Source organism: Blastopirellula sediminis (genome assembly GCF_020966755.1).
Taxonomy (GTDB): Bacteria; Planctomycetota; Planctomycetia; order Pirellulales; family Pirellulaceae; genus Blastopirellula; species Blastopirellula sediminis.
This window is the reverse complement of record NZ_JAJKFT010000010.1, coordinates 333,328-359,006: the sequence shown is the minus strand read 5'-3', so window position 1 is coordinate 359,006 and position 25,679 is coordinate 333,328. Positions and strand designations below refer to the sequence as shown.

Sequence of the window (25,679 nt, the reverse complement as noted above, 5' to 3'; positions counted from 1 at the left end):
TAACTAGAATCACTGATAACGTTTCGTTTGCGAAACGACTGCAGATTCCTAGTCAAGACAGGTAGGGGCGCATCGATGGATTACTCCTCGATTCTTTCACGATACATCGGCAGGGAAGTTTGCGTCTCGACCTTCGGTCATATCAAGCTCCGCGGCGAAGTCGCCGCGATCTACGACGACTGCGTCCGGCTGATTAACGCCAGCACTCAGGGGGACGCCGACGACGTCTCTTGGAGCGTCGATGGCGATCATCACGGCCAGGAAGCGCTTGTTCACTTTCATCACATCGTCGCGATCAGCTGCGGCGACGAAGAGCTGCTCGACATTCCGGTCGTCCCCGACCACGGTAAGCCTTCCTGGTTTACCGAAGCGGACGAGAAAGAGAACGTCGTGCCGGCCGCTCCCGAAACGTCCGATCCGTGGCGTTCTTACCTCGAAATGGATCGGCTGACGCTGGAAGTTGGGCCGTCATTGGTCTCGATCATCTCTCCCGAGTCGAAAGACTTTTTCGACCGGATGACCGCCGTCCGCTGCCAGTTGGCCGATTCGCTCGGAATCGTCGTGCCGAAGATTCGGATGCGCGACAGTCGCCAGCTGGGAGACAACGAATACCGGTTCCTGATTGACGAAAACGAAATCGCCCGCGCCCGCTTTGGCCCGGGGCGCCATATCGCGCTCGACATGGGAACCGCGACCGAAACGCTCGAGGGTACGCCTGGCGTCGATCCGACGTTTGGGGGGCCAGGGATTTGGATTCGCGCCGATCAACAGCGCGAAGCGGAGAAAGGCGGCTACCTGGTCATCGAACCGGGGATGCTGCTGGTCACCCATTTGCAAGAGACGCTTCGCCGCTTCGCTCACGAGATGCTCACCCTGGACGACGTTCGCAGCCTGATCGAAATGCAGCGCGACGCGCAGTCGGCCGAGGTCGAAGAACTGCGAGCGAGCCCGCTCTCGCTGTCGACAATCCACGCCGTGTTGGTGCGGCTGCTGGAAGAGCAGGTCTCGATCAAGAACTTCTCCCGCATTCTGGAAACGCTCGTTCGCCATGGCGCTCGGACCGGCGATATCGAACTATTGGTCGCGGCGGTCCGCGTTCGTCTGGGACGCCAGATTTGCCAGCGTTACCTGGACCGTGACGGTCGGGTTCACGCGATCGGTTTGGAACCGGAACTGGAAGAACGCCTGCTGGAACTGAATGACGCCAGCGCCGGCCGCAAGGCGCGCCCGTGGGTCGAACGTTTGATGGATAACCTGATCGACAGCTTCCATCAACTGGAAGAACAGCAACAGCCGACGGCGCTGGTCACGTCGATCGACCTCCGTTCCCACTTGTGGCGGATGATGGCGACGCACTTGCCGCGGGTATCGGTATTGAGCTTCGCGGAAATCCCGCGCAATACCGACATCTACTGGGAAATGCGCGTTTCCGGCGACGACATCGGTTTGCCGGAAGGGGGGACGCGAACCGGAGGCGGCGCCAAGCCGTACTCTAAAGCGGCCCATCTGATTGAAACCTTGGGCGAGAAAATGCCTCGACAGCCTCGCTAGTCGCGTCCTTCGACAAATCTGGATTGCCTCTGTGACGGACAGTGCGTACGATTCTGCCGTCCGAGAGCAATCCGTCCTGTCTGGATCTTCGTATGTTTCGTTTCGTCGTCACCTTGCTGGTTATGTTGGGGCTCGCTTTGGGCTCGACCAACAGCCTGGTGAGCGCTGCGCCCCTCTGTGCGGCGCCGGGCGAAACGACTTGCAGTTGCGGCCATAGCACGGCCGCTTCTTGCTGCAGCACCTCGGTCCGTTCCTGCTGCGGCGTTGTGGAAAGAAGTTGCTGCCAACAGACCACGGAAGAAAATCTCGCAGGACCGACCTGCGACGGCTGCTCTTGTTGCGTTGAACCGGCCGAAATGCCGTTGGCGCCGGCCTCCGCCAGCGAAGTTCATCTGCCGGTCGATTTGTTCGCCTGGACGAGTCCCGTCGCTTTGGATCCAGCGTCACGGACGCTGCCGACCAATGATCGCGACGCAGGCTTGCTCGACGGCGGCGTTTCTCTGCAAGTTCTCCATTGTCGTTGGCGGAATTAAATCGAACGTTGCGCTGACAACTTCGATTTTGATTCTGTTTAACGATTTCTCTTGGAGATTTTTACCATGAAAAGTTTGCTGGTTTTGGCTGCGCTCTTCACGTTTTCGCTGGGGATGTTTTCTTGGGCTGCGGCCGATACGGCTTCCGCCGCGAAGAAGTGTGAGTGCGTCAACTGCGCATGTCCTGACTGCGACGGCGTCACTTGCTCGTGCGACGTTTGCAAGTGCGAGAAGTGCGGTTGCGACATGACGAAAGATGCGGCGACGACTACAACGTCGACTGCCGCCGCCTGCTCGGCTTGCCCGTGCGAAACCGCTTGCGCGTGTGAAGCGGGATGCCAGTGCTGCGACGGCGAAGCTTGCAGTTGCGCGTCGTGCGAGTGCACCGCTTGCGGCTGCGCGATCTAAGCCGCCGCGTAAGTTGATAATCTGGTAAACCGACTTGGCGCCCTTCTCTGCGGACGAGGGCGCCATCTTTATTGCGCGGTTTCGGACTCCGGCGGATAGGGCTCGGCGAGAAAGCGGACATAGGCGCAGCCAAACAAGACGATCCAGATCGCATAGTAGAGCCAGAGCATACTCGCGATCAAAAAGCCGACCATTCCGAACGTCGACATCTTGCCGGTGACGACGAAGATGTCGATCGGGATCCGGCAGATTTCCCACATGATGGTGCAGAGAAGCGCGCCGCGCACTGCATGCCAAAAGCTGACGTTGGTGCGAGGAAGTTGCCAAAAGATCAACGTGATCAGCATCCAGTTGAACAACAAGCTTGCCGCGTATTGGGACGGCAGGAAGACCGACAACGCCAAGGTCGATCCGTTCCGGATTAAAAACTGCTTCCAAGCGAATAAGAGCGCCAGGGCGGCGACGCCGATGAACCCGAGCACCATCACAAAGACGTAGGCCCGGAGCCGGTAAAAGACGATCCGCCACAAGAGCTGCCGCCAGGTTTCGCTGGTCGGGTATTCGAGGTCGAAGATCCGGGAGAAGGCCCGTTCGAGCCAAGCGAACGCCGTCGCCCCCACAAGCAGTAAACCCATCAAGCCAAAGCTGATCACGGCGGTGTCGCTTCGGGTTCCTTCGCGGATGAAACCCATAAAGCTTTCGGCGGTCTCTTCCGAGCTTTCGGCGGCGATCCAGTTTTGCAATTCGACCCGCAGGTCCTGCTGGGTAATCGATTCGCGCACTAAGGAACGGGCGGTCGCGAAGAAGACGATTCCGGCCAGCAGCATCCACATGTAGACGTAAAACGCAATGCAGGCGGCATATACGTCAGCATCCCGTTTGGACGAATGCTGGACGGCGTTCCAAAAACGGACGCCCCAGCGGGTAGCGAAACGATGAATCACAAACTCTCCCGCTTGCGGCGAAGATCGGGTTCGGGCCGACCGGCATTATAGGGGACCAGGGCGTCGGCGTCGTCGCGAGTAAATTTCCGAAAACTTGCCGTTACTTTGACAAAACCGCTGGGTTTAACTAGTTCGTCGCGACCGGTGGTGCTCCTCAGGGGGACACCGACAGCTATCAAAACCCTTAAATCTTCGGCGGTCGCATCTCCCGCGATCCGCTCAACCCCTTTTCCCTTGCTACCCATTAGGAAATGCACATGAACGTCTGGAAGAATCAGTGGTTGGCCTGTCTGGCCGCGGTTTGCTTGGTTGCCGCAATGACTCAAATCAGCGTCGCCCAAGGTCCGGGCGGTCCCGGTGGACGCGGCGGTCGTGGACCAGGCGGTCCCGGCGGCGGTTTCGGCATGAACGCCGGGATGCTGCTGGGCAACGAACAAGTTCAGGGCGCCCTGGATCTAACCGAAGACCAAAAAGAAGAAATCAAGACGATCCAGCAAGAAACTCGTTCGGCGATGGGTGAATTGTTCCAGCGTGGCGGCGATGACGAAGATCGCGAAGCTCGCCGCGAAAAGATGACCAAGATGATGTCGGAAACGGCTGAAAAGCTGGCCGGCATTCTGACCGACGCCCAGAAGACCAAGTTGGTCGGCATCATGCTGAAGACCGACCTGGCCGGCGCTCTGAACGATTCGCTGGTTAAGGCCGAACTCGGCATCAGCGACGAACAGCTCGAAAAGATCGCCACCGCTCGCCAGGAAGCTGGCGCCGAAATGCGTGAACTGTTCGCCGAACTCCGTGACGCTTCGCAGGAAGAACGCCGCGAAAAGATGGCTGAATTCCGCACGGCCATGGAAGAAAAAGTGAACGGCGTTTTGACCGCCGAACAGAAGGCGAAGATCGAAAAGTTGATCGCCATCGACTTTGAACTCGATCGTTCGCAGATGCGTGGTCCGGGCGGCCCGGGTGGACCCGGCGGTCGCGGCCAAGGTGGACCGCAAGGTCAGCGTGGCCAACGCGGACAGCGCGGCAACAACAATGACAACAACACCGAAAGCGACGACGACGCGATCTAGTCGTCCCTCGCTTCGCTAGAAAACGAAAGCCCCTGCGTCGGTCGATGCAGGGGCTTTTTTCGTTTCGAACGCTTAATCTTCTTTGCGAGACTCAACGACGTAAGAGTCGAGGATCTCGCTGCTCCCTGCGTGCGGCGACGTTGAAGCGGTCGTCGTGAACCCATCGACCGTCGTGGCGGTCGCAACATGGAAGTTCTTTTTCGCCCACGCGATCAGCCAGGCTTTGATCGGCGTGCGTAGGAAGGGGACGAGCAGCGCAAATCCGGTCATGTCGGTCAGAATGCCCGGAGTGATGAGCAGGACCCCAGCCACAAAGATCAATACGGCGTCGAATAACGAATCGGTCGGCACTCGACCGCTGGAGAATTCGGATTGGATTCGGCGGTAGGTCGCAAAACCTTGATTTCTTGCTAGCATCGAGCCGATGACGCCGGTGACCAGGACCAGCCCCAGCGTAAATAGGGGGTCGGTCGCGCTGGCCAAAAAGAGGAGCAGCGTCAACTCGACCAGCGGAAGCAAGATGAACAGGATTAAAAGGATTCCCAGCACTCAATTTCTCTCAAAAAGTGGAAACTACGTTTCCGTCCCGTTTTGTCGGACTACTACTAAGTTTAGGACCGGGACGGAAAAGGGGAACTCGCCCTGGCGAGTTCACTCGCGCGTCAGGCGCCCCTAGAATGAATTCGCTTCACCTAGTCTGATATTTCGCCTACCTCGTTGCGGCTAACGGATGAATTTGGAACGGACTGAACTGCAATCCGATGTGGACCTGAAGGCTTCGGAGGAATTAAGCCGCCGCCGGACTCGCCCCCCCAGGGAAATCCCTGGCTACTCAATTGAGCGTTTCCTGGGCGCCGGGGCCTACGGCGAGGTTTGGTTCGCGATCGCCACCAATACGGGGCGGCAAGTCGCGATCAAATTCTACAATCATCGGGCTTCGCTTGAGGACAGTTTGATCGCCCGCGAGGTCGAAAAGCTCGTTTTTCTCTCCGCCGACCGCTACGTGGTGCAGCTGCTCGACGTCGGCTGGGATTCCGATCCCCCGTACTACATCATGGAGTACGTCGAGAGCGGGTCGCTGGAAGACCTGCTCAAGCGGAATGGCCCGTTGCCGGTGGATCGCGCGGTCGAAGTCTTTCAGGACGTGGTGGTCGGTCTGCTGCATGCCCACGCCAAAGGGATTCTCCACTGCGACTTGAAGCCGGCGAACATCTTGCTCGATCAAGACGGCAAAGCCCGACTCGCCGACTTCGGCCAGTCGCGACTTTCGCACGAACAAAAGCCAGCCCTGGGAACGCTCTTTTACATGGCGCCGGAACAGGCGGAATTGAACGCCGTCCCTGACGTCAGCTGGGACGTCTACGCGCTTGGCTCGATTCTCTACACGATGCTGACCGGAGATCCGCCGTTTCGAAGCGCGGACGCCGTCGGCGCAATTGATTCGGCGGCGGGACTCACTGCGCGGCTTGATCGTTATCGCCAGATCATCGAGCGGGCCGAAATGCCGGTCGCACATCGCGACGTGCCGGGCGTCGATCGAGAGCTGGTCGACATCGTCGATCAACAGTTGGCGGTCAATCCCAAGCGACGGTTCGCCAACGTCCAGGCGGTGCTCGACGCGCTGCAAGTGCGACAACGCCATCGCGATCGCCGCGCGCTTGTCTGGCTGGGCATCTTCGCCCCGGCGGTATTGCTGGCGATCATGTTGGGCTTTGGTTTTTGGGGCTATACCGAAGCGGTCAGCGAATCGGCGAAAGCGCTCGCTTCCAAGAGCTGGGTCAGCAATCAGTTCGCCGCTGAGTTAGCCGCGACTAACGTCGCCCACGATATCGAAACGCTATTTGACGACGCGGAAGATTTCGCCGTACGTCCTGACGTTTTGGCGACATTACAAGCGACGCTCAACAATCCGGAGCTGAAAGATCTGCTGACCAAACTCCGCGATCCGAATCTGGAGATGAGCAAGCGGGCCGAACTGGTCCATCAGTTCCAAGAGCATGCGGCGCGTGAACCGCTGCAAGATTTGGTCATCGAGCGCTGGGCACAAGGCAACGGTCGTTACGCCAGCTGGTTCTTGCTCGACAAATATGGGTTTCATATCGCGTCGTCCGCCGGCAAAGCGGTCGATTCGCCGGTCGGCGGTTATTACGGCTATCGTTCTTATTTTCATGGAGGCGAAGAGGACTTCGATCATCCGGCGATCGATCCGCGCTACCATGCGTCGGTTCCGCCGCCGGATGGCATCTATCCGACGGCCACCGATCGTCCGCATCTCTCGGCCGTCTTTTTAAGTACCGCCAGCAACACGTGGAAGTGCGCCATCTCGGCGCCGATTCGCGTCGATGGCGAAACGGTCGCCGTCGCTTCGCTGACGATCAACGTCGGTAACTTTCCGCGGTTCGAAGGTTCGCCGGAACAGTTCGCCGTGCTGATTGACGAACGCCCCGGTCCGCAAAACGGAATGATCCTGCAGCATCCGCTGTTCGACGAACTGCTGCATGACGAAAGCCGACTGCCGGATCAGTTTTGCGAAGATCCCAATTTGCGTGTGAAGTTCGATTCGATCGCAGGCCGTGAAGTGTACGACTATATCGATCCGCTTTCGCACGACCCGGCGGGGGCAAAGTTGGCCGGGCCTTGGATCGCCGCGACGCAGTCGGTGAAGATCACCCCTGGCGACGAGACCGAACCTCGCTCAACCGGTTTGGTGGTGCTCGTGCAGGAAAAGCAGGACTCCGCCGTCGGGCCGATTCATTCGCTGGGTAAGAAATTGGCGACCGCCGGGGTGAGCGCGATGGCCATCATCGCCGCCGTCGCCGGCTTGATGTGGGGGTTCGTGCTCCGGAGCGGCTCGCGCGGTTCGAGCGGGCGGTTTCATGGGAGCGGCGCCAGCGCGACGCCGATTCATGATCAGGCGACAATCGTTTTACCCAACAAACGCTGAAAACCGGACGCAGCTTGTCCAGGTTGACATCATTCCGGGATTCTCGTAGTTTGAGCAATTCTCTACTTGCCTGCCGGGGAATTCCTGAATAAGGAAGACGCGTCAACCGGATTGCAGCAGGCCCCGCCGGCAATACTTCACCGTCGACATTGTTTGGAAGGAAAAGTCATGCCACGCGGCAAGTCTTACGACAATGCTTGCGCCGCCATCGGCGATACCCCGATGATCAAGATCAATCGCTTGGTTCCCGAGGGGCACGCGACCGTTTTTGCGAAGTGCGAGTTCTTCAATCCGCTGAACAGCGTCAAAGACCGCATCGGCTACGCAATGATTGCTGACGCCGAAAAGAGCGGCAAAGTCAACCAATACACCCATATCATCGAACCGACGAGCGGTAACACCGGCATCGCACTGGCCTTCGTCTGTGCGTCCAAGGGTTACAAGCTGACGCTGACGATGCCTGAGTCGATGTCGCTCGAACGTCGCGCTTTGCTCCGTGCGATGGGCGCCAACCTGGTTCTGACTCCGGCTGCCGAAGGGATGAAGGGGGCGATCAACGCCGCCGCTGAAATGGTCGAGAAAGAATCGGGCGCCTGGATGCCGGGACAGTTCGATAACCCGGCCAACCCGGCGATTCACGAGTCGACGACCGGTCCCGAAATCTGGGAAGACTCTGGCGAAAACATTGACGCCATCGTCGCCGGCGTCGGCACCGGCGGCACCATCACCGGCGTCGCTCGCTTCATCAAGTCGAAGAATCCCGACTTCAAAGCGGTCGCCGTCGAACCGGCCAGCTCGCCGGTCATCAGCGGCGGAGCGCCCGGTAAGCATCGCATTCAGGGGATTGGCGCCGGTTTCGTGCCGAAGAACCTCGATACGTCGGTCCTGGACGAAGTGATCAAAGTGGACGACGAGGACGCGTTCGAGTGGGGACGCCAACTCGCCAAGCAGGAAGGGATCTGTGCCGGCATCAGCAGCGGCGCCACCATGTGGGCGGCAGCGCAACTGGCGGCTCGTCCCGATATGAAGGGAAAACGGATCGCCGTCATCATGGCGAGCCTCGGCGAACGCTATATCTCGACGCCGCTCTTCGGCGGACTCGACGGCTAAGTCGCTTTCTCAGCCACTAAAACGAAAACTCGAAAGGGCCGCGATTTAGATCGCGGCCCTTTTTCGTGCCGTTCTTGGCCGAGTTGAGCCCGTGTTGCGCGGCCGCCTACCAATCACGAAAATCTCCGTTCGTGAACGAAGCTTCTGGGAGGCGTTTCTGTAAGTCACTTGATTTAAAGGTCTTACAGCGAATTTTTTCGGATTTTTGGGCCGTGGCATGCCGCCTGCGTTACACCCTCGGCAGGAAACGAATGATCGCAGGGAGGCATAACGATGATTCACCAATTGATGCTGATTGCTTTGGGGCTGACGCTGTTGGGCGTAGTTCCCGGTTTCGGAACCATGCGACTCCCGTCAGGGATGTTCGGCCTGTTGTTGGCCCTGATGGTCGCCATGATTCTGTTGTTTTAAAGAAGGCGGATTTCGAATGCCCGCTGAACCAACCAAGCGACTGAGTCCACCGTCGTCGCGGATGCAACGCATGCGACGATTCGTTGAAGTCATGGAGAATGCGGTTCGCATACCCGGCACGCGGTACCGCGTTGGCCTCGACGCGTTGTTGGGGCTTATTCCAGGTCTCGGCGATTTCGTCACCGCGACGGCGGCTTTTGTATTGCTATGGGAAGCGCGTCGTCTGGGGATGTCGTTCAGTCAGCGGGCGCGGATGGTTGGATACGTCTTCCTCGACATGCTCGTCGGCGTCGTTCCGTTGGTCGGCGACCTGTTTGACGTCGCCTACAAATCGAACACGCGAATATTAAAAATGCTGGAAGATCACGTCGCCCAGCATGGCGACAAGACCGTCAATCCAGCGATGAAGGTCCGCGTTCCGAACTTCTTAAAGCGGTCCCATTCCGCCAAGCCGGACGGCCAGTAGGCGGGATCTTGCCGATAGGCGAAGGGCCGTCCCCGCTGGCGGTCACTATTGCCGATGTTTGACGGCTGAAACACTCCTTTTGACCTGCCCCTTGCAATGGGTTACCATCGGGTGGGGGGCAGAGTAGCCAGCTTGCCCCCGAGGCATCTTTTCTTATCTCAAATCGGGGCAGTTGGCCGTGCGCGGGTTTCTCTTTTCCCTTCTCTTGCTTGGTTTTGCCGTCCCTGCGACAGCCCGTGAGTGGCATGCGCGCGAAGGAGGCTTTTCGGTCAAAGCGGAACTGGTCGACGTTCGAAATGGCGCCGCCGTTTTAAAGCGGGACGACAACGGGCAAGAGATCTCGGTGCCGCTCGACAAGCTGAGCCTGGAAGACGTGCGCTTCGTCCACGCAGAGCTCGAACGACTCACCAAAGCGATCACCGGCGGCATGTCGGCGCCAGCTGCCGGAGCGCCTTCCTCCTCTGGTTTTTCGCCGCCGCGCGCGCCGAGCAATGAACCGGCGACTTCCTCACCGGCGATGACGCCGGCCGCCGCCAACCCGGCGTCGCCTGTCGGTTCGTTCTCGGCGAAGGACGACCTGGGAAATTATCCGACGATGCCGCGGACCGACGCACAAGCGCCGCCGCCGGCGACTACCGAGCAACTCGATTGGCAAGCTTCGGCCGATCCTAATCCGTTCGTGTTTGCGCTTCCGCAAGAGAAGACCGTCAAATCGAGTGCGCCGCAGAAAAGTTATTCGCTTAAACCGCAATTCCCCGAGCACCCGAGCCATTTCGTTTTCTTTGAAGAAAGCTCGAAGAACTTTTTCGCGTTCCATCTGCCGACGCAGAAGCTGGCTGGCTCGCTTCACTTCAATTCGTCGCTCTATCAAAACATCGCTTATAGTGTTGATGGTCACTACTTCGCCGCTACGGTTCGCAACTCTGCAACCAACAAACTCGAAGTTCAAGTCTGGTCGTTTGCAACCGGCCACATGGTTCGTGCGTTCACTTCCGGCGACTCGGTCAGTTCTTTAACTTCGGTCCGTTTTGTCGGCCCGGACCGGATTCTGATTGGCAATGCGAGCGACCGTTCGCTCCAATGTTTTGATATCGCGACCGGCCGCAAGCTTTGCCAAGTATCGATCGACCACTACTATCAAGACGAATTGCTGGCCGTCAGTCCTGGCGGTTCTTACGCCGCACTCAACTCCACAACGGACAAGACCGTGCGCATCTACGATTTGCGTACCGGGATCGAAGCGGGACAGGTCGGCGGCGCCGGGCAAATCCCTAACTGGGCGTTTGGAAAATACCTGAGCTTTTCTCCCGATGGAGAAGAGCTGCTCCTCTACTCCAACCTTGGCAGCGGCAAACATCTGATTACCTGGGACATGCGAACGGGTCAAAAAGGGGTAGAGCTGAACTTTCCCGAAGATCCAGGCCGCAAGGGAACCGGCAGTTCTTACTACAGCGATCGACCGCTGGAATGGCGTTTCGATCGGAGCGGCTGGTTGATTTCCGGCAGGGTGTTCGTCGAGCGGACCTCACCGGCGATTGTCTGGGCCGATACGACGACCAAAACCACCACCGGTCAGGGGCAGCCGCGACGCTTCGTCGATAACGACCGCTTTCTCGACTTCAATCACGACGCCGATCGCAAACTGACATTGACGCTGGGAGAGATTTCCAGCGAAACGTTGAAATCGAATCGCGAAATGATCGCCAGCGGCGCGACTGCCTTTGATCAAGGTTTGCCGCCGCTGACCCCGATCGTCGATGACCGAATCCAGGAGATCGTCACCGACATTCAATGGAAGTATCAACCCGATGCGGCGCCGACGGTAGCCGACGGAACGCTGCATGACGGCGCCCGAGTCTTGGCGAACTTTCCGCAATTGGGGCACATGTATGTGTGCCGCCCTTCCAATCGCGCCTTGATTGGCCTGCGCGAACCGGAGGAGAGTCGTCGCTTGCGAAACATGTCGATCATCGACGAGCAATACTTCGACCTGGTCGATTTGAAAACCGGCAAGCCGCTGATGCGGACGAAGCTGCCGTTCGCAACCCAGTTGATGGCGATCGCGCCAACCGGCGATTGGGCGGCGTTCGCCGACAAGGACAACAAAGAGCGGGTCGATCTCTTCGATCTGACGACCGGCAAACCGGCGGTCGCGTTTCGTCCGTTTCAAAACAGTCGCGGCCAGATCGCGGCGCTGGAGTTCGGTTCGGGCAATTCGACCCTGTGGGTCCTTTCGGTTGACGGCGAACTGACGCAGTGGAAACTGCCGGAATGTCGCGTCGTTGCGCGACGGATGTACGGCAAATCGACCCGTCTGCAATCCTCGCCCAGCGGTCGCACGCTTTGCGTCGCCTCGCCGCAGAAGATGGAATTGCTGGACGCCGACTCGGGCGCGATGTTGGGAACGCTCGCCAGTCCAGGGGTCGAAAAATTCACCGCGGCCGGCAAGTTGGCCTTTTCCGACGACGGCCGCAAGCTGGTCATGGCTTGCTACGTCGGCGAAGACGCTCAGCGGATTCTCGTTTGGGATCTGGTCGCCAACAACGTGGAGAAGTCGTTCCCGTTTCCTTACAAGCCGCTTGATATCTCGTGGGGATCGGACGACGTGGTGCTGGTTCGCGTCCTTTCCCGGATCAAAGAATTGACCGTCGCCGCCCACCTGGTCGCGATTCACTTGCCGTCGGAGCGGATCGGTTGGAATTATTTGCTACCGTTCGGGGCCGTCGGATTCCGTGGGTCGGACGGACGGCAGTGGTACGTCGCCGGCGATACGAATCAAACCGACTCAACGGTTCGCGCCGTTCAATTGCCGCAGCCGGAAGACGCCGAGTTGATCGACGATCTGCAGCCGCTGGCTCCGATGTTAGCGAGCGGCGATCGTCTCGGGATTCGCGTCGACGCGGAAGTTCCCACGCTTGACTTGCAACGTAACAACCTGGCGAAAGAGCTGCAGGACCTCTTCGTCGCTAAAGCTCTGAATGCCGGTTACAATCCCGATCCTGACGCGCAGTACGTCCTGACGATTGAAGTGCGAGAGAAACTGACGCCGGAGTCGCTCCGTCTGCGGGTAATCGGTCAGCTTTTCGTCGAATCAATCCAGGTTACCGAAGTGGTCGGCGCGCTGCGCATCACCAATGGAGACGGCAAGCTGGTCTGGACCGACGAGATTCGGGAAAAGACGCATGCCGATTTGATCACTCGCGGCATTCCCCCAGGGGCCCGCTTGTCCGAATACTTCCGTGTTCAGCAATGGAAAAACGTGCTGAAATGGCTTGCCGACGTGAAGGTCCCGGCGGCGATCTTCGACTCCAGCTCCGTTACCGGCGCCGGCGTCTCGGTGATGACGGTCAACGGCCTGGAGGTGCGGCAGAACTTGACGATCCCGGTCAATGAGCCGGTCGACAAGTCGATCTAAACCGACGCAAGGCGGACGCGTTATGTCATCCGAAGGCCCAGACTTTGTAGCGCCCATCGTCAGCGATGGCGCCGGTACGCGAGGCGCTTCGCGGGCGGCCGGGTTCTTTGTGATCTTGGGAATTCATCTGGCATATGCGTCGGCGTTGACCTTCGTGGCGGTGGTCGTAATGCCGATGCTCGTGCAGAAGCTGGAAGAGTTCGAGCTGCAGCTCTCCCTCATGTCGCGGATATCGTTCGCGATCGCTCATCATTTTATCCAGTATTGGTATCTGGATTTCTTCCTGTTTGTGATGATCGATGCCGCGATCCTGGCCGCCTTCGTCTTCCGGCCGCGGCCAAGTTACCAACTCGCAATCATCTATTCGTTGGTGTTGTTCTGCTTCTCGGTCATGTTGGTCATCTTTATGTATGTCGGCTTCCTGCTGCCCATGACCGGCGTGGTGCGATCCCTGGCTGTCGCCGCTACGGGAATGTAGCCTGCGAATCCAGGAAAAGCGCCCCTGCCCTCTCCTCAGATTTTGGGACTAACCTACACTGTTAGAGACTTCGTCTAACCGTTCCGTGCTGGTCCCAGGTCATGATCCAACTCTCCGACGTCGCCAAATCGTTCGCCGATCAGCGGGTGATTGCACCGACCGATCTGACGATCGAGCGCGGGCAGTTCGTCTCGCTGGTCGGGCCGTCCGGTTGCGGCAAGTCGACCTTGTTGCGGCTGATCGCGGGGCTCGAACAGGTCACCAGCGGCCAGGTCACGATCGATCAGCAGCCGCCAGAGAAGACGCAGACCGCATTCGTCTTTCAAGATCCGACGCTCCTGCCGTGGCGGACGACGCAGGACAATATCCGCTTGCCGCTTGAGTTGCTCGGTCAGGCCGACGCGCAGCATCTCGCCAAGATCCCTGCCGCGATCAAGCTGGTCGGACTCCGTCAGGAAGACGCCGGCAAGTTGCCGCGGATGCTTTCAGGCGGGATGCGGATGCGGGTGTCGCTGGCGCGAGCGCTGGTGACCGATCCGCAGGTGCTATTGCTTGACGAACCGTTCGCGGCGCTCGACGACATTTTGCGTCAACAACTGAACGAAGAGCTGCTTACCATTTGGAAGGATCGCCGCTGGACCGGCGTCTTTATCACGCACAACGTCGCCGAGGCGGTCTTCCTCAGTCAGCGCGTGCTGGTCATGTCGGCTCGCCCCGGACGTATCATCGCCGATGTGCCGATCGCGTTTGACGCGCCGCGTAACGCCGACTTGCGCGCGACCGCCGAATTCGCCGCTCAGTGCGGCGTCGTTTCGCATCACCTGCGACAAGGAGCGGCGTGATGCGCGAAACGATCCAGCGAGTCTTGTTGCCGGTGGCCACGCTCTTGATTGCGCTGGCGATTTGGCAGACCCTTGTTTCCGAGGCGAAGATTCCTCCCTATTTGCTTCCCAGTCCTACGGAAGTCGGCGCCGCGTTTTGGCGGAAAGGGAACGAGCTTTGGAACGGCACGCTGCTCACCGGCGTGGCGGCGCTGGCCGGCTTCGCTAGTGCGGTGGTTATCGGAACGCTCGTCGCGCTCCTCTTTTCGCAGTCGCGACTGATCCGGCTGAGCGGATACCCTTACGCGATCTTCTTTCAAACCGTGCCGATCGTGGCGATCGCGCCTTGGATCGTGACATTGACCGGCTATGGTCTGCCGAGCGTGATCGTGGTGGCGACGATCATCAGCTTGTTTCCAATCATCACCAGTACGACCACAGGGCTGTTGTCGGTCGATCGCGGCTTGGACGAACTGTTTCGTCTCCATCGCGCGACCCGGTGGCAGACGTTATGGAAGTTGCAATTTCCGGCTGCGATTCGCTACCTGGTGACCGGGATGAAGTCGAGCAGCGGCTTGGCGGTGGTCGGCGCGATCGTCGGCGAATTCTTCGTCGGCTATAGCGGTACGCAACATGGCCTTGGGTATTACATCCGCAGTTCAAGCGACAATCTCAAGACCGATGAGCTGTTTGCGGCGATGATTTGCTGCACGCTCTTGGGAGTCTTCGTCTTTGTCGGGATAAACCTGACGGAACGCTATCTGTTGCGCCGCTGGACCGAGTCGTAGGGGATTCCCCTTCATTGACACTCATTCAGGCGAGAACTAAGGTTACAAAGACGTCGCTTATTGCGCGTTCTGCTCGACTATCAATCGTCGCGATTCGGGATGCGTCCCGCTGCATTCGCGTCGAAGAATTCACCAAATTGCTAGGAGTGACCCCGGAATGAAATATCAACTTTGCTTGTTGAGCTGCGTCGCTGCAGCGTTGTGCTGCTCGCTCGGTCAAGCCAATGCGGCGGAGCCGAAGCCGGTCGAAAGCGACATGCACGAATTCATGGAATACGTTTATCAGCCGACCTACAAACGCCTGAAGCCCGCGATGGCGGCCGAGCCGAAAGAAAACGCCGTCTGGAAAGAAATCAAATCGACGTCGCTGATTCTGGCCGAGAGCGGTAATCTCCTCCTGTCGCGTGCTCCGGAAGAAGGCGCTGCTGAATGGAATGAATATTCGATCGCGACGCGAGAACTGGGTGGTGATCTGTATCGCGCCGCCAAAAAGAAAGATTACGCCGCTGCGACAACCGCCTACAAGGCGATGCTGCAGAAGTGCAACGCTTGCCACACCAAGTTCGCTCATGGCGAACATCAACTCGCTCCCTAGCGAATGAAAACTGCGGCAATCCAAGGCCGACGGAGGCGAGAAATTCGCTCCGCCGGCCTTTTCTTTTTACCTACCTTCCGCCACGATAGACGAGCCCCGAAATAGTAGCCCGAAGCGCCAGCGAGGGAAGTGCGTTAGGAAGACGTCGAATGACTAAGGCCTAATGTCTAATCGAAGAATTGCGAGTTCGTTCTTCATTAGGGATTAGACATTAGTCATTTCCTTGCGATCGCATTTCCCTCGCTTGCGCTTCGGCCTACTAATGAAAAAGTCGCTTCACTCCCTTTGAGTTCCCCATACCTTGAATCCAGCCCCTGACTCTACGCCCGCTCATCTTTACCGCAGCGCATCGCGCGCCGCCTGGTTGGGATTGAGCGTGAACTTGTCGCTGGGGATTGTGAAGTTGGTCGGCGGCGTGTTGGGAAGTTCGTTCGCGCTAATCTCTGACGCGGTGAACTCGCTCGGCGATTCGCTGACGTCGATCGTGGTGATCTTTGGACTCTGGTACGCTCAGCGGCCCGCGGATGATGAGCATCCTTATGGTCATACGCGTGCCGAGGCGGTCGCAGCGTCCAACGTTTCGATGTTGATCATGATTTCCGCTTTGTTTATCGGCTGGGAGGCGATTAGTCGTTTGGGATCGGAGCACCCGGTCCCGGCAATTTGGACGATGTGGATCGCGGCGGCCAACATCGTGATCAAAGAGTCTCTCTTCTGGTACAAGATAACGATCAGTCGCCGGACGCAATCGTTGTCGATCGCCGCTGCGGCGTGGGATCATCGAAGCGACGCCCTTTGTTCGCTTGCGGTGTTGATCGGCTTGGCGGTCGTTCGGTGGGGTGGCCCGGATTACATGTGGGCCGACGAAGCTGCGGCGCTGATTGTGGTGGCGGCGATTCTATGGAACACCGGCCAGATCTTTCTCCAAAGCACCAGCGAATTGCTTGATCCGCAGGCCAACGCCGAACTGATCCAACAAATTCGCGCCGCTGCGGAAGAGGTCGAGGGGGTTTGCGCGGTTGAAAAGCTCTGGGTGCGCAAGACCGGTATCGAATTCCTCGCCGATATTCACATCGAAGTCGACGCCCGTCTTACGGTCGAAGAGGGGCATCGGATCGGACATCTCGTGAAGGACAAACTTATCGGCCAGTTCGCCCAGCTGCGCGACGTATTGGTCCATCTAGAACCCTACCCGCACGTTCACTCAAGCGTTGACTAATCGGCGCCTTGCGCTCGCGCGTCAGGATGGCAATAACAGCTGGCGATCGGTTTGACGTCGGCGCGGGCCCAAGCGGTTTGCACACGATCGTTCATCGCATCCGCTTCTTCGATCCGACCTTGGCGACCGATCGCTTGTTGCAGTCCGAGCAGCGACCAGGCGTTGTTAGGATGATCTTCCAGGTCGGCGACGTAAACCTCTTCCGCTTCGTCCGCGTGACCATCGGCCAATAGCAGCGCGCCAAGCGCATGTCGCACCGGCTGCATCCAGCCCGGCGGTTCGTCGTAGGTCAGCTTCTCTTCCATCGCAACCGCGTCGCGTAGTTCGGCGAACGCTTCATCGGTTCGCCCATCACGAAATGCGAGTTCGCCGACCGCCATCTTCCGCGCGATCGCCAGCACGTCTTTGGCCGGGTTGTTCCCCATTTTCCAGTCGTCCCCCATCTCGGCGACGATCTGATCGAGCTGGTCGATCTCCTCTTGCGCTTTGTCGGTTTGGCCAAGGGCCGAGTAAGCGACCGAGCGCGCGAAGTGACGTTCGGCGCGACTGAACATCCGCCAATCGTCCGGCTCCGGTTCGTCGAGAATTTCCTTCCATTTCCCGAAGCGGATCATCACGTGCAACGTGGTCGGCATGAACCCGTCCGCCATTTTGACGTAGTTCTTCAAAAAGTCAGGCGGGATGACCTCTTCGATCTTGCGAGCGGCGTCGATCGCCGTTTGATAACGCCCGTCCATCATCGCCGCGTAAGCGAGAAAGTGAACGTTGTGCATGAAATAGAGGCTATAGAAGTCGGGCTTCGGCGCTTTCGCAAAGTAGGCTTCGTCCGCCTTGATCGCTGTGGCGTTGGCGTCGGTCGCTTCGGCGTATTTGCCGGTCCGAATGTAGATGTGCGACGGCATGTGAACCAAATGGCCGGAGCCTGGGACGAGCTTGGCCAGGCGATTCGCCGCGTCGAGCCCTTTCTCGGGCCAGGGGGAAGCTTCAATCGCGTGGATGTAAAAATGATTGGCGCCGGGATGGTTGGGGGCTTTGGCGAGCGTATTTTCGAGCACCGCCAGGATCTCAAAGACCCGTCCCTTCGGCGCCGAATCGGCGGTCCAAAGATCCCAGGGCTGCAGATTCATCAGCGACTCGGCATAGAGAGCGCCGACGTCAGCATCGTCCGGGAATTGCCGCCAGACCTTGTTCATCGCGGCGGCGTACGCTTCGTCGAGCGGACGGCGATCCTCCGGGACCGGCACCGCGTATCGCGTACGCAAGGCGCGAACGAGCGCTTGTTCAACCGGCGATTCTTGATCGAGCGCCGCGACCGCTTTGGCGGCCGCTTTATCGGCTAGTTTGCTTTGTTCTTCCCCCATTTGCGGATTGTTGATGTGCAAGCCGCGAGCATAGGCGGAGCCCCACCAGGCCATCGCACACGACGGATCGATCTCGGCCGCCTTCTCGAAGGAGCGAATCGCTTCGTCGTGGTTAAAGCCGTAGAGAAGTTGGATGCCTTGATTGAACCACTTCTGCGCTTCGGCCGAATCGGTCGTCACGTCGCGCTGGTACCCTTCAAAGCCTTGGTAGAGTTGAAGCGGAGGAGCGGCGTCAGGCTCGGCGGCGGTCGCCGAGAGAATAGGGGCGAAGCAGAACAAAAGCATCCAGAGAAAGCGGGAACGTTTCACGTGCGTCTCCAAGGTTTCTAAAGCTGCAAGCAGCGACGATCGAGCAGCGATATTCGCTTCAGTATGAAAGGGTGAGCGGCGAGTCGTAAAGCGTTTTGGCGCGACTAGCGCGAAAACCGCGAAACTTCACAGGCCAGTGGTGAGACGATCATACGCTCCAAGGTTCGCGATTTCGCTCGTTTTTCCGGCGATCTGCGCAGAGGAGAGAGAGCGCTGCGCAGAAAAATCTTTGGAACCGAATCAACTACGACGAAGCAGGCGCTAGCTGCGCCGCTTCGCTGAAAATCCGCTCAAAGCGGCGTCGCGTTTCGCGGGCCAGTTTGCGGCACTCGCGCAACAGCTGGGCGCCATTCATATCGCCCAACAGATAAGCGAGCTTTGCTACTTCCAGCCGTTCTTTCGGCAGATCGTGTCGCGCGGTCGTATTCATCAAACGAAGTCGCGCTTCGACGATCCGCAGAAACTCGTACGAATCATGAAAGTGCGCGTAGTCGTCGTCCGCCAGGCGACCTGCCTCATGGAGAGCGTTGAGGGCGTCGATCGTATTCGGGACGAGCACTTCCCCTTGTTCGGCGACGCTCGCCATTTGCAACATCTGCACGACGAACTCGATGTCGACGGTACCGCCGGGGCCGCGCTTCAAGTTGGCGTTGGTCGCCGTCTCTTCCATCCGTCGCCGCATGTCGCGAATCTCGACGGCGTAATCAGGTTGCCACGACTTCGCCAAGATCACGTTACGGATCAGGTCTTCGGCGCTCCGGCACGCTTCGGGCGAACCATAGACAGGACGCGCCTTGCAGAGCGCCTGACGTTCCCACAGCTGTCCGAGCCCTTCGACGTGGTAGCGATAGAACTCGTCGAACGAGACGGCCAGCGGACCATGCTTGCCGGTCGGTCGCAGCCGAGCGTCGGTTTCGTAAAGTCGCCCATAAGGACCAAGCTCGCTGATCGACTTTAAAATGCGCTGCGCCAGCTGACCGAAGAAGTGTTGGTTGCTGGTCGCGCTGCCGGGGCGTCCCTTGCCATTGACCGGATGGGTCTGCCCTTCCCCTTCGTACAGGAAGATCAGGTCGAGATCGCTATGGTAGTTCGGTTCGCGCCCCCCCAGTTTGCCAAGACCGACGATCACCATTTCGCAGCGGCGATCTTCCGGCAACCATGGTTCGCCAAAGCGTTGGCTCAGATGATCGTATTCCCGCTCGACGATTCGCTTGACGCAGATCTCGGCGATGTCGGAGAGCGTTTCCAGCCGCGCTTGCAGATCCTTCTTCCCCAGCATGTCGAGCACGCCGACGCGCAAGTGCATCAGGTTCTTGAAGCTGTGGAGGATCGGGGTGATGTCTTCGGCGCCGCGGCAAAGTTCGGTCAGCGTCTTGTCGAGCGTTTCTCGCGTCGGCAGCTTGTCGAGCATCAGCGAGTCCATCAACTCGTCGATCATACCGGGATGGCTGATCAGGATGCTCGAAAGGTAAGGACTGCCGGCGCAGAGCCGCACATACAAGTTAAGCGTCGCCGGGTTCGCGCTGAACAGCTCCCACAAGATCCCTTTGCCGCCGAGCGAATCGCTGACCTGGGCCAGGTTGATCAGCGTCGAGTCGGGATCAGGCGTCGTCGAAATCGCTTCGAGCAACTGCGGGCTGATCGCCGCCAAAAAGTGACGGCAGCGTCTGGTCGAGAGGAAGCGAACCTTCTCGGTCGTCAGCGCCATCAGGTTGTCGTAGGCGTTCTTCGGATAATGAAATCCGTAGCCGGTCAGCACTTCGTCGATCATCTCATCGCCCGGCTCGGGATCGAGCACCAGGTCGATGGTCGGTGCGGTGTCGTCGTCGCCGGGAAACGCGTCATGCAGCAGGTGATCGAGAATCTTCCGATTCAGCTCAGTCTTCTCGGTATAGTCTTTTTGGAACGCGGCGAGGGCCGATTGGTCTTCGCCATGTTCGTAACCCATGCGGAGCGCGACTTTCGTCAGTTCCTTTTCGTCGCTCGGCAGGGTGTGGGTTTGCAGGTCGAACATGATCTGCAGACGATGTTCCAGCTTGCGGAGGAAGGCGTAGTTCTCTTCCAGGATCGTTCGCTCTTGCTGCGTTAAACAACCGGCGCCTTCGAGCGCAGCGATCGCTTCTAGCGTGTTGCCGGTTCGAATGCCCGGCAAGTCGCCGCCGTTGAGCAGCTGCAAAAACTGAATCACAAATTCGATGTCGCGGATCCCACCGCGACCGGTCTTCACGTTGGTGTCGTCGGTCGTCTCCCGCTCGGCCCGCTTCTCGATCCGGCGCTTCAGCGCCTTGATGCCGGAGATGTCGGCGCGGCTTAAATAGCGGCGATAGATCCACGGTTCCAGCTGCGTCAGCAACTCTTCGCCGAGATCATGATTGCCGGCGACGCTGCGGGCTTTGACGAACGCCTGGCGTTCCCAGGTGCGGCCGAGGACGTCGTAGTAGTGGAGCGCCGACTCGAGACTGACGACCAGCGGCCCGCGACTTCCTTCGGGACGGAGTCGCATATCAATGCGATACGGCGCGCCGAGTTCCGTCGGTTCGCCGAGCAGCTTCAGCACGCGCTGTGAGAGCCGATCGAAGAATTCGCCGTTGGTGATTTTCTTCTCGCCGTCGGTCATGCCGTTTTCGTCATAGACGAAAATCAGGTCGACGTCGCTGGAGTAGTTCAGCTCAACGCCACCTAGCTTCCCGAGCGCCAGCACGACGAAGCGTGCGGGACGACGACCATTGGGGCCGGTCGCTTTGACCATCGGGCGACCGTACCGCGGTTGCATCAAGCGATAGGCGGCGGCGACCGCCGCTTCGAGCAGCGCGTCGGCCAGATACGAGATCTGCCGCGTGACGACGCTGATCGATTGTTCGCGGATGACGTCGCCGTAAGCGATCCGCAACGTCTCGCGCCGCTTAAAGCGGCGGAGCGCCGTCATGATCGCTTTTTCGTCTTGGAGCGCCTTCACTTCGCAGACGACGTCGTCGACCAGCATTTGCCGGGCGATCGGTTGGCCGTCGGTGATGCGGAGAAGCTCGAAGCTTTCAGGATCGTAGATCAACTGGTCGGCCAGCGCCTGGCTCGTCGCGAAGATCCGCAGCAGCGTCTCCAGCGAACGGAGATCGCGCTCGAACAGGCTCGCCATCGAGAGCGGACTGCGGCTGGCTTGGAAGAGCCGCTCCAGATTGTTGAGCGCCATGTCTGGATCGCTCGAAATCGGCAGCAGTCGCTCTAACTGGTTCAGCAGAAAAACGAGCAGATCGGCCGGAATCGAATGGCTGGCAAGACTCCGGATGTTGTCGCGTCCCCGAGCGACGTCCGCGATACGCAACTGCTGGAGCCAAGAGGCCAGGTTGGCGTCTTTCTCAAGTAAGTCGGAAAGTTGATCGATTTCCATAGAGCCAAGCGACGACGGTGGGGGGCGCAAAACACTATTCTAGGCCAGACCCGGCTAACGTGGTAGTCGCAACGTAAATCTCTATTGGGTAGGGGCTTCCGTCTTTGTGGGGGGCTCCTCGGGGGCGTCGTCCCGGGCGAAGAACATCATATGCTGCCAGGGAAGCCCGTCGAACTGCCGGGCCAGGCGAAAACCGTTGGCCGTCAGCTCTTTGTTGACCTGCTCTTTACTCATTTTGTGCAGCGGCTTGATCGGCACATTGTCGTCTTCGGCCCGAAACTCGACCAAAACGAGCCGCCCGGTCGGTTTCAGAGACTTGCGCATCGCGGCCAGCATCTGCTCGGGGTGCGAGAACTCGTGGTAGACGTCGATGCACAGGATCAGGTCGACCTGGCCGACCGGCAGCTTCGGATCGTGGACGTCCCCCAGGATCTTCTCAATGTTGGTGATCTCGGCCTCTTCGGCCCGAGCCTGCAGCAGCCGAAGCATCTCCGGCTGAATGTCGACCGCCAGCACTTTCCCCTGCTCGCCGACCGCTTCGGCCAACTTCAGCGAGTAAAAGCCGTTGCCGCATCCCATATCGCACGCGGTCATCCCCGGCTTCAGGCCGAGGTGCTTCAACATCGTCGTGCAATCTTCTTCCCGTTCGCGCGATTCGCGGATCAGCCACGGAGCGCCCAGGTAGTGCATCGTCTGGGCGATCGTCCGCCCTTGGTACTCAGTCAGCGCCGGCGGGATCTCTTCGGCGGCGATCGGAGCCAACAAGGCAAGCAGTAGAAAGAGCGATGCGGATAGGCGATATGGCATGAGATGCTCGGCGGGAAATGTGGGGAACCGGCGGAAGGTCATTTGCCAGGATACCTCAAGAAGTTGGTCCGGTCGACGATTGATTCGGACGCAATTAGTCGGGAATGAGCAAGTTTCATTGGCTTTCCCAGGCAAACTCTGATACCCATATTTTGTTGTAGTGTCCGAACTGCTCATCTGGGGGAATTGGCGATGTTTCGATTGACCGGCGTTTGCCTACTTTTGTCGGCCGTTTTGGGTTGCATTGTGACGACCGACTTTAGCGACCTGAGCGATTCTCCTCCGGTCTCGCCGGAGACGAAACAGAAGGTCGACGAACTTGCCCGCAAGTTGCAAGTCGCATTGCAAAACAAAGATTGGCCAGCGATCGCGCCGCTTTACTGGTCGGGCGCTCAAATGACTCCGGAAAAGGCGAAAGAGGCGTATGGTGGTGAGGCGGAGCAAGCCGGCTCGATGAGCAAAGCGGAAATCGAATATACGGCCTACGACACTTCCGATCTGGTCGACGAAGTCGGCGAAGACGTCTTGCAGGACATTGGCGCTCCCCATGAACTCTATCGCGGTTTCGCTGACATCTATTACGTCGATCCATCGACGAAAGAAGGTTTGGCGCTGACGCTCGAAATTGGCGAAGAGAATGGTCAATACGTGATCCTGGGGATCTATGACATCTACGCCTACGATGACAACTAATTAACGCCGCAGCGTCACTCATCCGCCGCGCGGCGAACGAGCGACGATTCAAACAAATCGAGATACGCGCCGTCGCACAAGTCGCGGCGGCGGATCTCGAGCTGGAGCATCAAGTCTTCGGCGATGTCTTCTCCATCCAATTCCGACTGGTCGTCGCGCAGCACGACTTCCAGTTCCATGTAGTTGCCGAGGTCTTCCACTTCGTCCAAGTGAATTCGCGTCTGGCCGACCAGGTACAGCGTGCGGCGTTTGCGAACTTCTCCCAGTTCTCCCAGCACGGCCGACAGGATCTGACGTAGACCCTCAGGATCAGGCACGACCGTCCGGGCGTAGGTTGACGTTTTCGGACCATCGCGGTCGTCGCGATGATAGAAGATCAATTCCGACTCTTCGTCGTTGATCGTGCGCAGTTTCAAGCGACCATGGTGAGCCTGAAAGAAGACGTCGACTTGATCGAGCGTCCACGGTCCCTCAGTCGCGATGTCGGCCGCCAATTGGCGCAGTCGCTTCATGTCGCTAACGCGAGCCTTGATTTCTACATTCCGCGCCATGTCGCCACCCCATGAGCTTGAAGTCTCCCAGCGTTTTCCCCACTCTTTCGTAGCCCGCAGCGCGAGCGAGGGAAATGCGGACGCAAGGAAAGGTCCAATGTCTGAAGGAAGGGCGAATCTGGAGGAACGAACTCGCCCGAATTCGTCATTCGACATTATTCCCAACGCATTTCCCTCGCTTGCGCCGCGGGCTACCAATTGCGGTCCCCATGTTCCTGACGTAATCCCCCGCTGAAGCGAGCCCTGCATTGCGTCGCTCGGTCGGGAACATCGCGAAACGGGGCCGTCAGAAGCGGTTTCTGACGGGGAGTTCTCCTCTCCCTCGAATCCCTCGCTTCTCCAGCGGGCCCCCGTTTCGCGCCAGAAATAGGGCACTACTGCATTATAGGGAGGCGTACCCCGGAAAAATCGAGATCGCGCCTCCTCGCTCTCGTCCGTTGGTAGGTTGTCATTCGCGTCATCTGCGGGTGAAATAGAGCGACAGCCCAGCTTTGTTTCCTCCTTCTCTGAGACTCGTCTCCCATGACTCGCAAACGATTGTTGGATCGCTTTCTCCGCTACGTTCAGGTCGATACGACCGCTGGATCTCCGGGCAAGGAATATCCGAGTTCGAAGGGGCAATTGCAGCTGGGGAAATTGCTGGCCGAGGAAATCCGCGCCTTCGGCATCTCCAACGCCGAGCAAGACGAGTACGGCGTCATCTACGCTGAGATCCCCGGCAATGTGCCGGACGCTCCGGCGGTTGCGTTTTGCGCTCACATGGACACTTCGCCGGAGACGACCGGCGCGAACGTTAAACCGCAGGTCATCCAGAATTACGAGGGAGGCGATATCGTTTTGCCCGGCGATCCGAGCAAAGTGATTCGCGAAAGCGAGAACCCGGAACTCGCCGATCTGCACGGCGCAACGCTGATCACCACCGACGGCACGACGCTGCTGGGGGGCGATGACAAAGCGGGGATCGCCGTGATCCTGGAAATGGCGGAGCGGCTGATGGCCGATCCGCAGATTCCGCATGGTCCGGTGAAGATATTGCTCACTTGCGACGAAGAGATCGGCCACGGCGTCGACCATGTCGATCTGAAGCGTCTCGCGGCCGACGTTTGCTACACGCTCGACGGCGGCGGCGCCGACGAAATCAACGCCGAAACCTTCTCGGCCGACCTGGCGGTCGTCTCGGTCCACGGCGTCAACATTCATCCCTCGATCGCCAAGGGACGGATGGTCAACGCGCTGCGTGCGGCTGGGATGTTCCTTGATCGCTTGCCGCGCGACATGATGTCGCCGGAAACGACTGCCGGGCGCGACGGGTTTATCCATCCGGTCCATGTCAGCGGCGGGGTCGCTGAGGTCGAAATTCAATTCATTCTCCGCTCGTTCGATACCCAGGAACTGGAAAATCACGAAGACCTGCTGAACTCCACCGCTCGCAGCGTCGAAGCCGATTTGCCCGGATGCAAGCTGACGGTCGTCACGTCTCCCCAGTACCGCAATATGCGGGAAGGATTGGAGAAAGAGCCGCGGGCCCTCGCCTACGCGATTGAGGCCCACACGCGGCTTTCTCGCACCCCCAAATTGGAAGTGATCCGCGGCGGAACCGACGGTTCGATCCTGACCGAGCAAGGTTTGCCGACTCCAAATCTCTCAACGGGGCAACATAATCCACACTCCCCTTTGGAATGGGCCTGTCTTGATGAAATGGAGAAGGCAGTGGAACTTTTAATCTCCCTTGTTGGGGTCTGGGCCGAGAAGAAGTGATGGCGCCGCTAGCGTTGCATCACTCGTTTCCGGCACGTCGAGCGTTTTTGGGTGAAACA

The 25,679-nt window shown here is 58.9% G+C and carries 22 protein-coding genes; 15 read left to right on the top strand and 7 right to left on the bottom strand.

Annotated features, from left to right (window positions below):
- Window positions 1-75: 75 nt before the first annotated feature.
- Together LOC68_RS13025 and LOC68_RS13020 are read left to right on the top strand one after the other, a co-directional pair.
- Window positions 76-1,551: an FHIPEP family type III secretion protein gene (locus tag LOC68_RS13025; protein WP_230219203.1), complete on the top strand. Its 1,476-nt coding sequence runs from the start codon at window positions 76-78 to the stop codon at window positions 1,549-1,551.
- Window positions 1,552-1,643: 92 nt separating this feature from the next.
- Entirely contained in the window at window positions 1,644-2,084 is a 441-nt protein-coding gene (locus LOC68_RS13020; RefSeq protein ID WP_230219202.1) for a hypothetical protein, read from the top strand.
- A 38-nt stretch (window positions 2,085-2,122) separates the two neighbouring features.
- Here the strand turns inward: LOC68_RS13020 and LOC68_RS13015 are convergent, their stop codons facing one another.
- Window positions 2,123-2,470: a hypothetical protein gene (locus LOC68_RS13015; protein WP_230219200.1), complete on the bottom strand. Its 348-nt coding sequence runs from the start codon at window positions 2,468-2,470 to the stop codon at window positions 2,123-2,125.
- Between the two features lie 90 nt (window positions 2,471-2,560).
- Complete coding sequence (locus LOC68_RS13010; protein WP_230219198.1) at window positions 2,561-3,436, bottom strand: YihY/virulence factor BrkB family protein; 876 nt, start codon at window positions 3,434-3,436, stop codon at window positions 2,561-2,563.
- 257 nt (window positions 3,437-3,693) lie between these two features.
- Between LOC68_RS13010 and LOC68_RS13005 the strand changes: the two genes are divergently transcribed.
- A complete protein-coding gene (locus LOC68_RS13005) occupies window positions 3,694-4,509 on the top strand; it encodes a hypothetical protein (RefSeq protein ID WP_230219189.1) in 816 nt (271 codons plus the stop codon).
- A 72-nt stretch (window positions 4,510-4,581) separates the two neighbouring features.
- On the opposite strand, the gene LOC68_RS13000 is transcribed toward LOC68_RS13005, so the two are convergent.
- On the bottom strand, window positions 4,582-5,058 hold the full coding sequence (locus LOC68_RS13000; protein WP_230219187.1) for an FxsA family protein: 477 nt from the start codon (window positions 5,056-5,058) through the stop codon (window positions 4,582-4,584).
- 181 nt (window positions 5,059-5,239) lie between these two features.
- On the opposite strand from LOC68_RS13000, the gene LOC68_RS12995 reads away from it, so the two are divergent.
- The 10 genes from LOC68_RS12995 (at window position 5,240) to LOC68_RS12950 (ending at window position 16,756) form a co-directional block, all read left to right on the top strand.
- Complete coding sequence (locus tag LOC68_RS12995; RefSeq protein ID WP_230219185.1) at window positions 5,240-7,453, top strand: serine/threonine-protein kinase; 2,214 nt, start codon at window positions 5,240-5,242, stop codon at window positions 7,451-7,453.
- A gap of 168 nt (window positions 7,454-7,621) precedes the next feature.
- Window positions 7,622-8,563 (top strand): cysteine synthase A, encoded by a 942-nt coding sequence (cysK, locus tag LOC68_RS12990; RefSeq protein ID WP_230219184.1) that lies wholly within the window; start codon window positions 7,622-7,624, stop codon window positions 8,561-8,563.
- 273 nt (window positions 8,564-8,836) lie between these two features.
- Window positions 8,837-8,974 carry a hypothetical protein gene (locus LOC68_RS12985; RefSeq protein ID WP_230219182.1) on the top strand — a complete coding sequence of 46 codons (138 nt, stop codon included), beginning with the start codon at window positions 8,837-8,839 and terminating at the stop codon, window positions 8,972-8,974.
- Between the two features lie 70 nt (window positions 8,975-9,044).
- Entirely contained in the window at window positions 9,045-9,440 is a 396-nt protein-coding gene (locus tag LOC68_RS12980) for a DUF4112 domain-containing protein (RefSeq protein ID WP_230219180.1), read from the top strand.
- 178 nt (window positions 9,441-9,618) lie between these two features.
- Window positions 9,619-12,855 carry an SHD1 domain-containing protein gene (locus LOC68_RS12975; RefSeq protein WP_230219178.1) on the top strand — a complete coding sequence of 1,079 codons (3,237 nt, stop codon included), beginning with the start codon at window positions 9,619-9,621 and terminating at the stop codon, window positions 12,853-12,855.
- Between the two features lie 22 nt (window positions 12,856-12,877).
- A complete protein-coding gene (locus LOC68_RS12970; protein ID WP_230219175.1) occupies window positions 12,878-13,333 on the top strand; it encodes a hypothetical protein in 456 nt (151 codons plus the stop codon).
- Between the two features lie 101 nt (window positions 13,334-13,434).
- Window positions 13,435-14,175, top strand: coding sequence for an ABC transporter ATP-binding protein (locus tag LOC68_RS12965; RefSeq protein WP_230219174.1), 741 nt, complete (start codon window positions 13,435-13,437; stop codon window positions 14,173-14,175).
- The gene (locus LOC68_RS12960) at window positions 14,175-14,942 is read left to right on the top strand and encodes an ABC transporter permease (protein WP_230219173.1); all 768 of its coding nucleotides are present in this window, start codon (window positions 14,175-14,177) and stop codon (window positions 14,940-14,942) included. Before LOC68_RS12965 ends, LOC68_RS12960 begins: the two co-directional genes overlap by 1 nt.
- A gap of 157 nt (window positions 14,943-15,099) precedes the next feature.
- Entirely contained in the window at window positions 15,100-15,537 is a 438-nt protein-coding gene (locus LOC68_RS12955) for a hypothetical protein (RefSeq protein WP_230219171.1), read from the top strand.
- A gap of 301 nt (window positions 15,538-15,838) precedes the next feature.
- Window positions 15,839-16,756 carry a cation diffusion facilitator family transporter gene (locus tag LOC68_RS12950; protein WP_255670839.1) on the top strand — a complete coding sequence of 306 codons (918 nt, stop codon included), beginning with the start codon at window positions 15,839-15,841 and terminating at the stop codon, window positions 16,754-16,756.
- Here the strand turns inward: LOC68_RS12950 and LOC68_RS12945 are convergent.
- From LOC68_RS12945 to LOC68_RS12935, 3 genes are all read right to left on the bottom strand, one after another.
- A complete protein-coding gene (locus tag LOC68_RS12945; RefSeq protein ID WP_230219168.1) occupies window positions 16,753-18,426 on the bottom strand; it encodes a tetratricopeptide repeat protein in 1,674 nt (557 codons plus the stop codon). The two genes, LOC68_RS12950 and LOC68_RS12945, sit on opposite strands and share 4 nt — an antisense overlap.
- Before the next feature lie 244 nt (window positions 18,427-18,670).
- Complete coding sequence (glnE, locus tag LOC68_RS12940) at window positions 18,671-21,811, bottom strand: bifunctional [glutamate--ammonia ligase]-adenylyl-L-tyrosine phosphorylase/[glutamate--ammonia-ligase] adenylyltransferase (RefSeq protein WP_230219166.1); 3,141 nt, start codon at window positions 21,809-21,811, stop codon at window positions 18,671-18,673.
- Window positions 21,812-21,892: 81 nt separating this feature from the next.
- A complete protein-coding gene (locus tag LOC68_RS12935; RefSeq protein ID WP_230219164.1) occupies window positions 21,893-22,618 on the bottom strand; it encodes a class I SAM-dependent methyltransferase in 726 nt (241 codons plus the stop codon).
- Between the two features lie 192 nt (window positions 22,619-22,810).
- Between LOC68_RS12935 and LOC68_RS12930 the strand changes: the two genes are divergently transcribed.
- The gene (locus tag LOC68_RS12930) at window positions 22,811-23,311 is read left to right on the top strand and encodes a hypothetical protein (RefSeq protein WP_230219162.1); all 501 of its coding nucleotides are present in this window, start codon (window positions 22,811-22,813) and stop codon (window positions 23,309-23,311) included.
- 14 nt (window positions 23,312-23,325) lie between these two features.
- Here the strand turns inward: LOC68_RS12930 and LOC68_RS12925 are convergent, their stop codons facing one another.
- Window positions 23,326-23,862: a class IV adenylate cyclase gene (locus tag LOC68_RS12925; RefSeq protein ID WP_230219161.1), complete on the bottom strand. Its 537-nt coding sequence runs from the start codon at window positions 23,860-23,862 to the stop codon at window positions 23,326-23,328.
- 522 nt (window positions 23,863-24,384) lie between these two features.
- Here LOC68_RS12925 and pepT point away from each other — a divergent pair.
- The gene (gene pepT / locus LOC68_RS12920) at window positions 24,385-25,620 is read left to right on the top strand and encodes a peptidase T (RefSeq protein ID WP_230219160.1); all 1,236 of its coding nucleotides are present in this window, start codon (window positions 24,385-24,387) and stop codon (window positions 25,618-25,620) included.
- Window positions 25,621-25,679: the final 59 nt, after the last annotated feature.

Excerpts from the sequence above, each read along its gene's own strand:
- glnE (WP_230219166.1), bottom strand. The coding sequence starts at position 21,811 with ATGGAAATCGATCAACTTTCCGACTTACTTGAGAAAGACGCCAACCTG.
- LOC68_RS12925 (WP_230219161.1), bottom strand. The coding sequence starts at position 23,862 with ATGGCGCGGAATGTAGAAATCAAGGCTCGCGTTAGCGACATGAAGCGA.
- LOC68_RS12955 (WP_230219171.1), top strand. The coding sequence starts at position 15,100 with ATGAAATATCAACTTTGCTTGTTGAGCTGCGTCGCTGCAGCGTTGTGC.
- LOC68_RS12985 (WP_230219182.1), top strand. The coding sequence starts at position 8,837 with ATGATTCACCAATTGATGCTGATTGCTTTGGGGCTGACGCTGTTGGGC.
- LOC68_RS13005 (WP_230219189.1), top strand. The coding sequence starts at position 3,694 with ATGAACGTCTGGAAGAATCAGTGGTTGGCCTGTCTGGCCGCGGTTTGC.
- LOC68_RS12995 (WP_230219185.1), top strand. The coding sequence starts at position 5,240 with ATGAATTTGGAACGGACTGAACTGCAATCCGATGTGGACCTGAAGGCT.
- cysK (WP_230219184.1), top strand. The coding sequence starts at position 7,622 with ATGCCACGCGGCAAGTCTTACGACAATGCTTGCGCCGCCATCGGCGAT.
- LOC68_RS12965 (WP_230219174.1), top strand. The coding sequence starts at position 13,435 with ATGATCCAACTCTCCGACGTCGCCAAATCGTTCGCCGATCAGCGGGTG.
- LOC68_RS12970 (WP_230219175.1), top strand. The coding sequence starts at position 12,878 with ATGTCATCCGAAGGCCCAGACTTTGTAGCGCCCATCGTCAGCGATGGC.
- LOC68_RS13020 (WP_230219202.1), top strand. The coding sequence starts at position 1,644 with ATGTTTCGTTTCGTCGTCACCTTGCTGGTTATGTTGGGGCTCGCTTTG.
- LOC68_RS12935 (WP_230219164.1), bottom strand. The coding sequence starts at position 22,618 with ATGCCATATCGCCTATCCGCATCGCTCTTTCTACTGCTTGCCTTGTTG.
- LOC68_RS12960 (WP_230219173.1), top strand. The coding sequence starts at position 14,175 with ATGCGCGAAACGATCCAGCGAGTCTTGTTGCCGGTGGCCACGCTCTTG.
- pepT (WP_230219160.1), top strand. The coding sequence starts at position 24,385 with ATGACTCGCAAACGATTGTTGGATCGCTTTCTCCGCTACGTTCAGGTC.
- LOC68_RS12980 (WP_230219180.1), top strand. The coding sequence starts at position 9,045 with ATGCGACGATTCGTTGAAGTCATGGAGAATGCGGTTCGCATACCCGGC.
- LOC68_RS13025 (WP_230219203.1), top strand. The coding sequence starts at position 76 with ATGGATTACTCCTCGATTCTTTCACGATACATCGGCAGGGAAGTTTGC.
- LOC68_RS12930 (WP_230219162.1), top strand. The coding sequence starts at position 22,811 with ATGTTTCGATTGACCGGCGTTTGCCTACTTTTGTCGGCCGTTTTGGGT.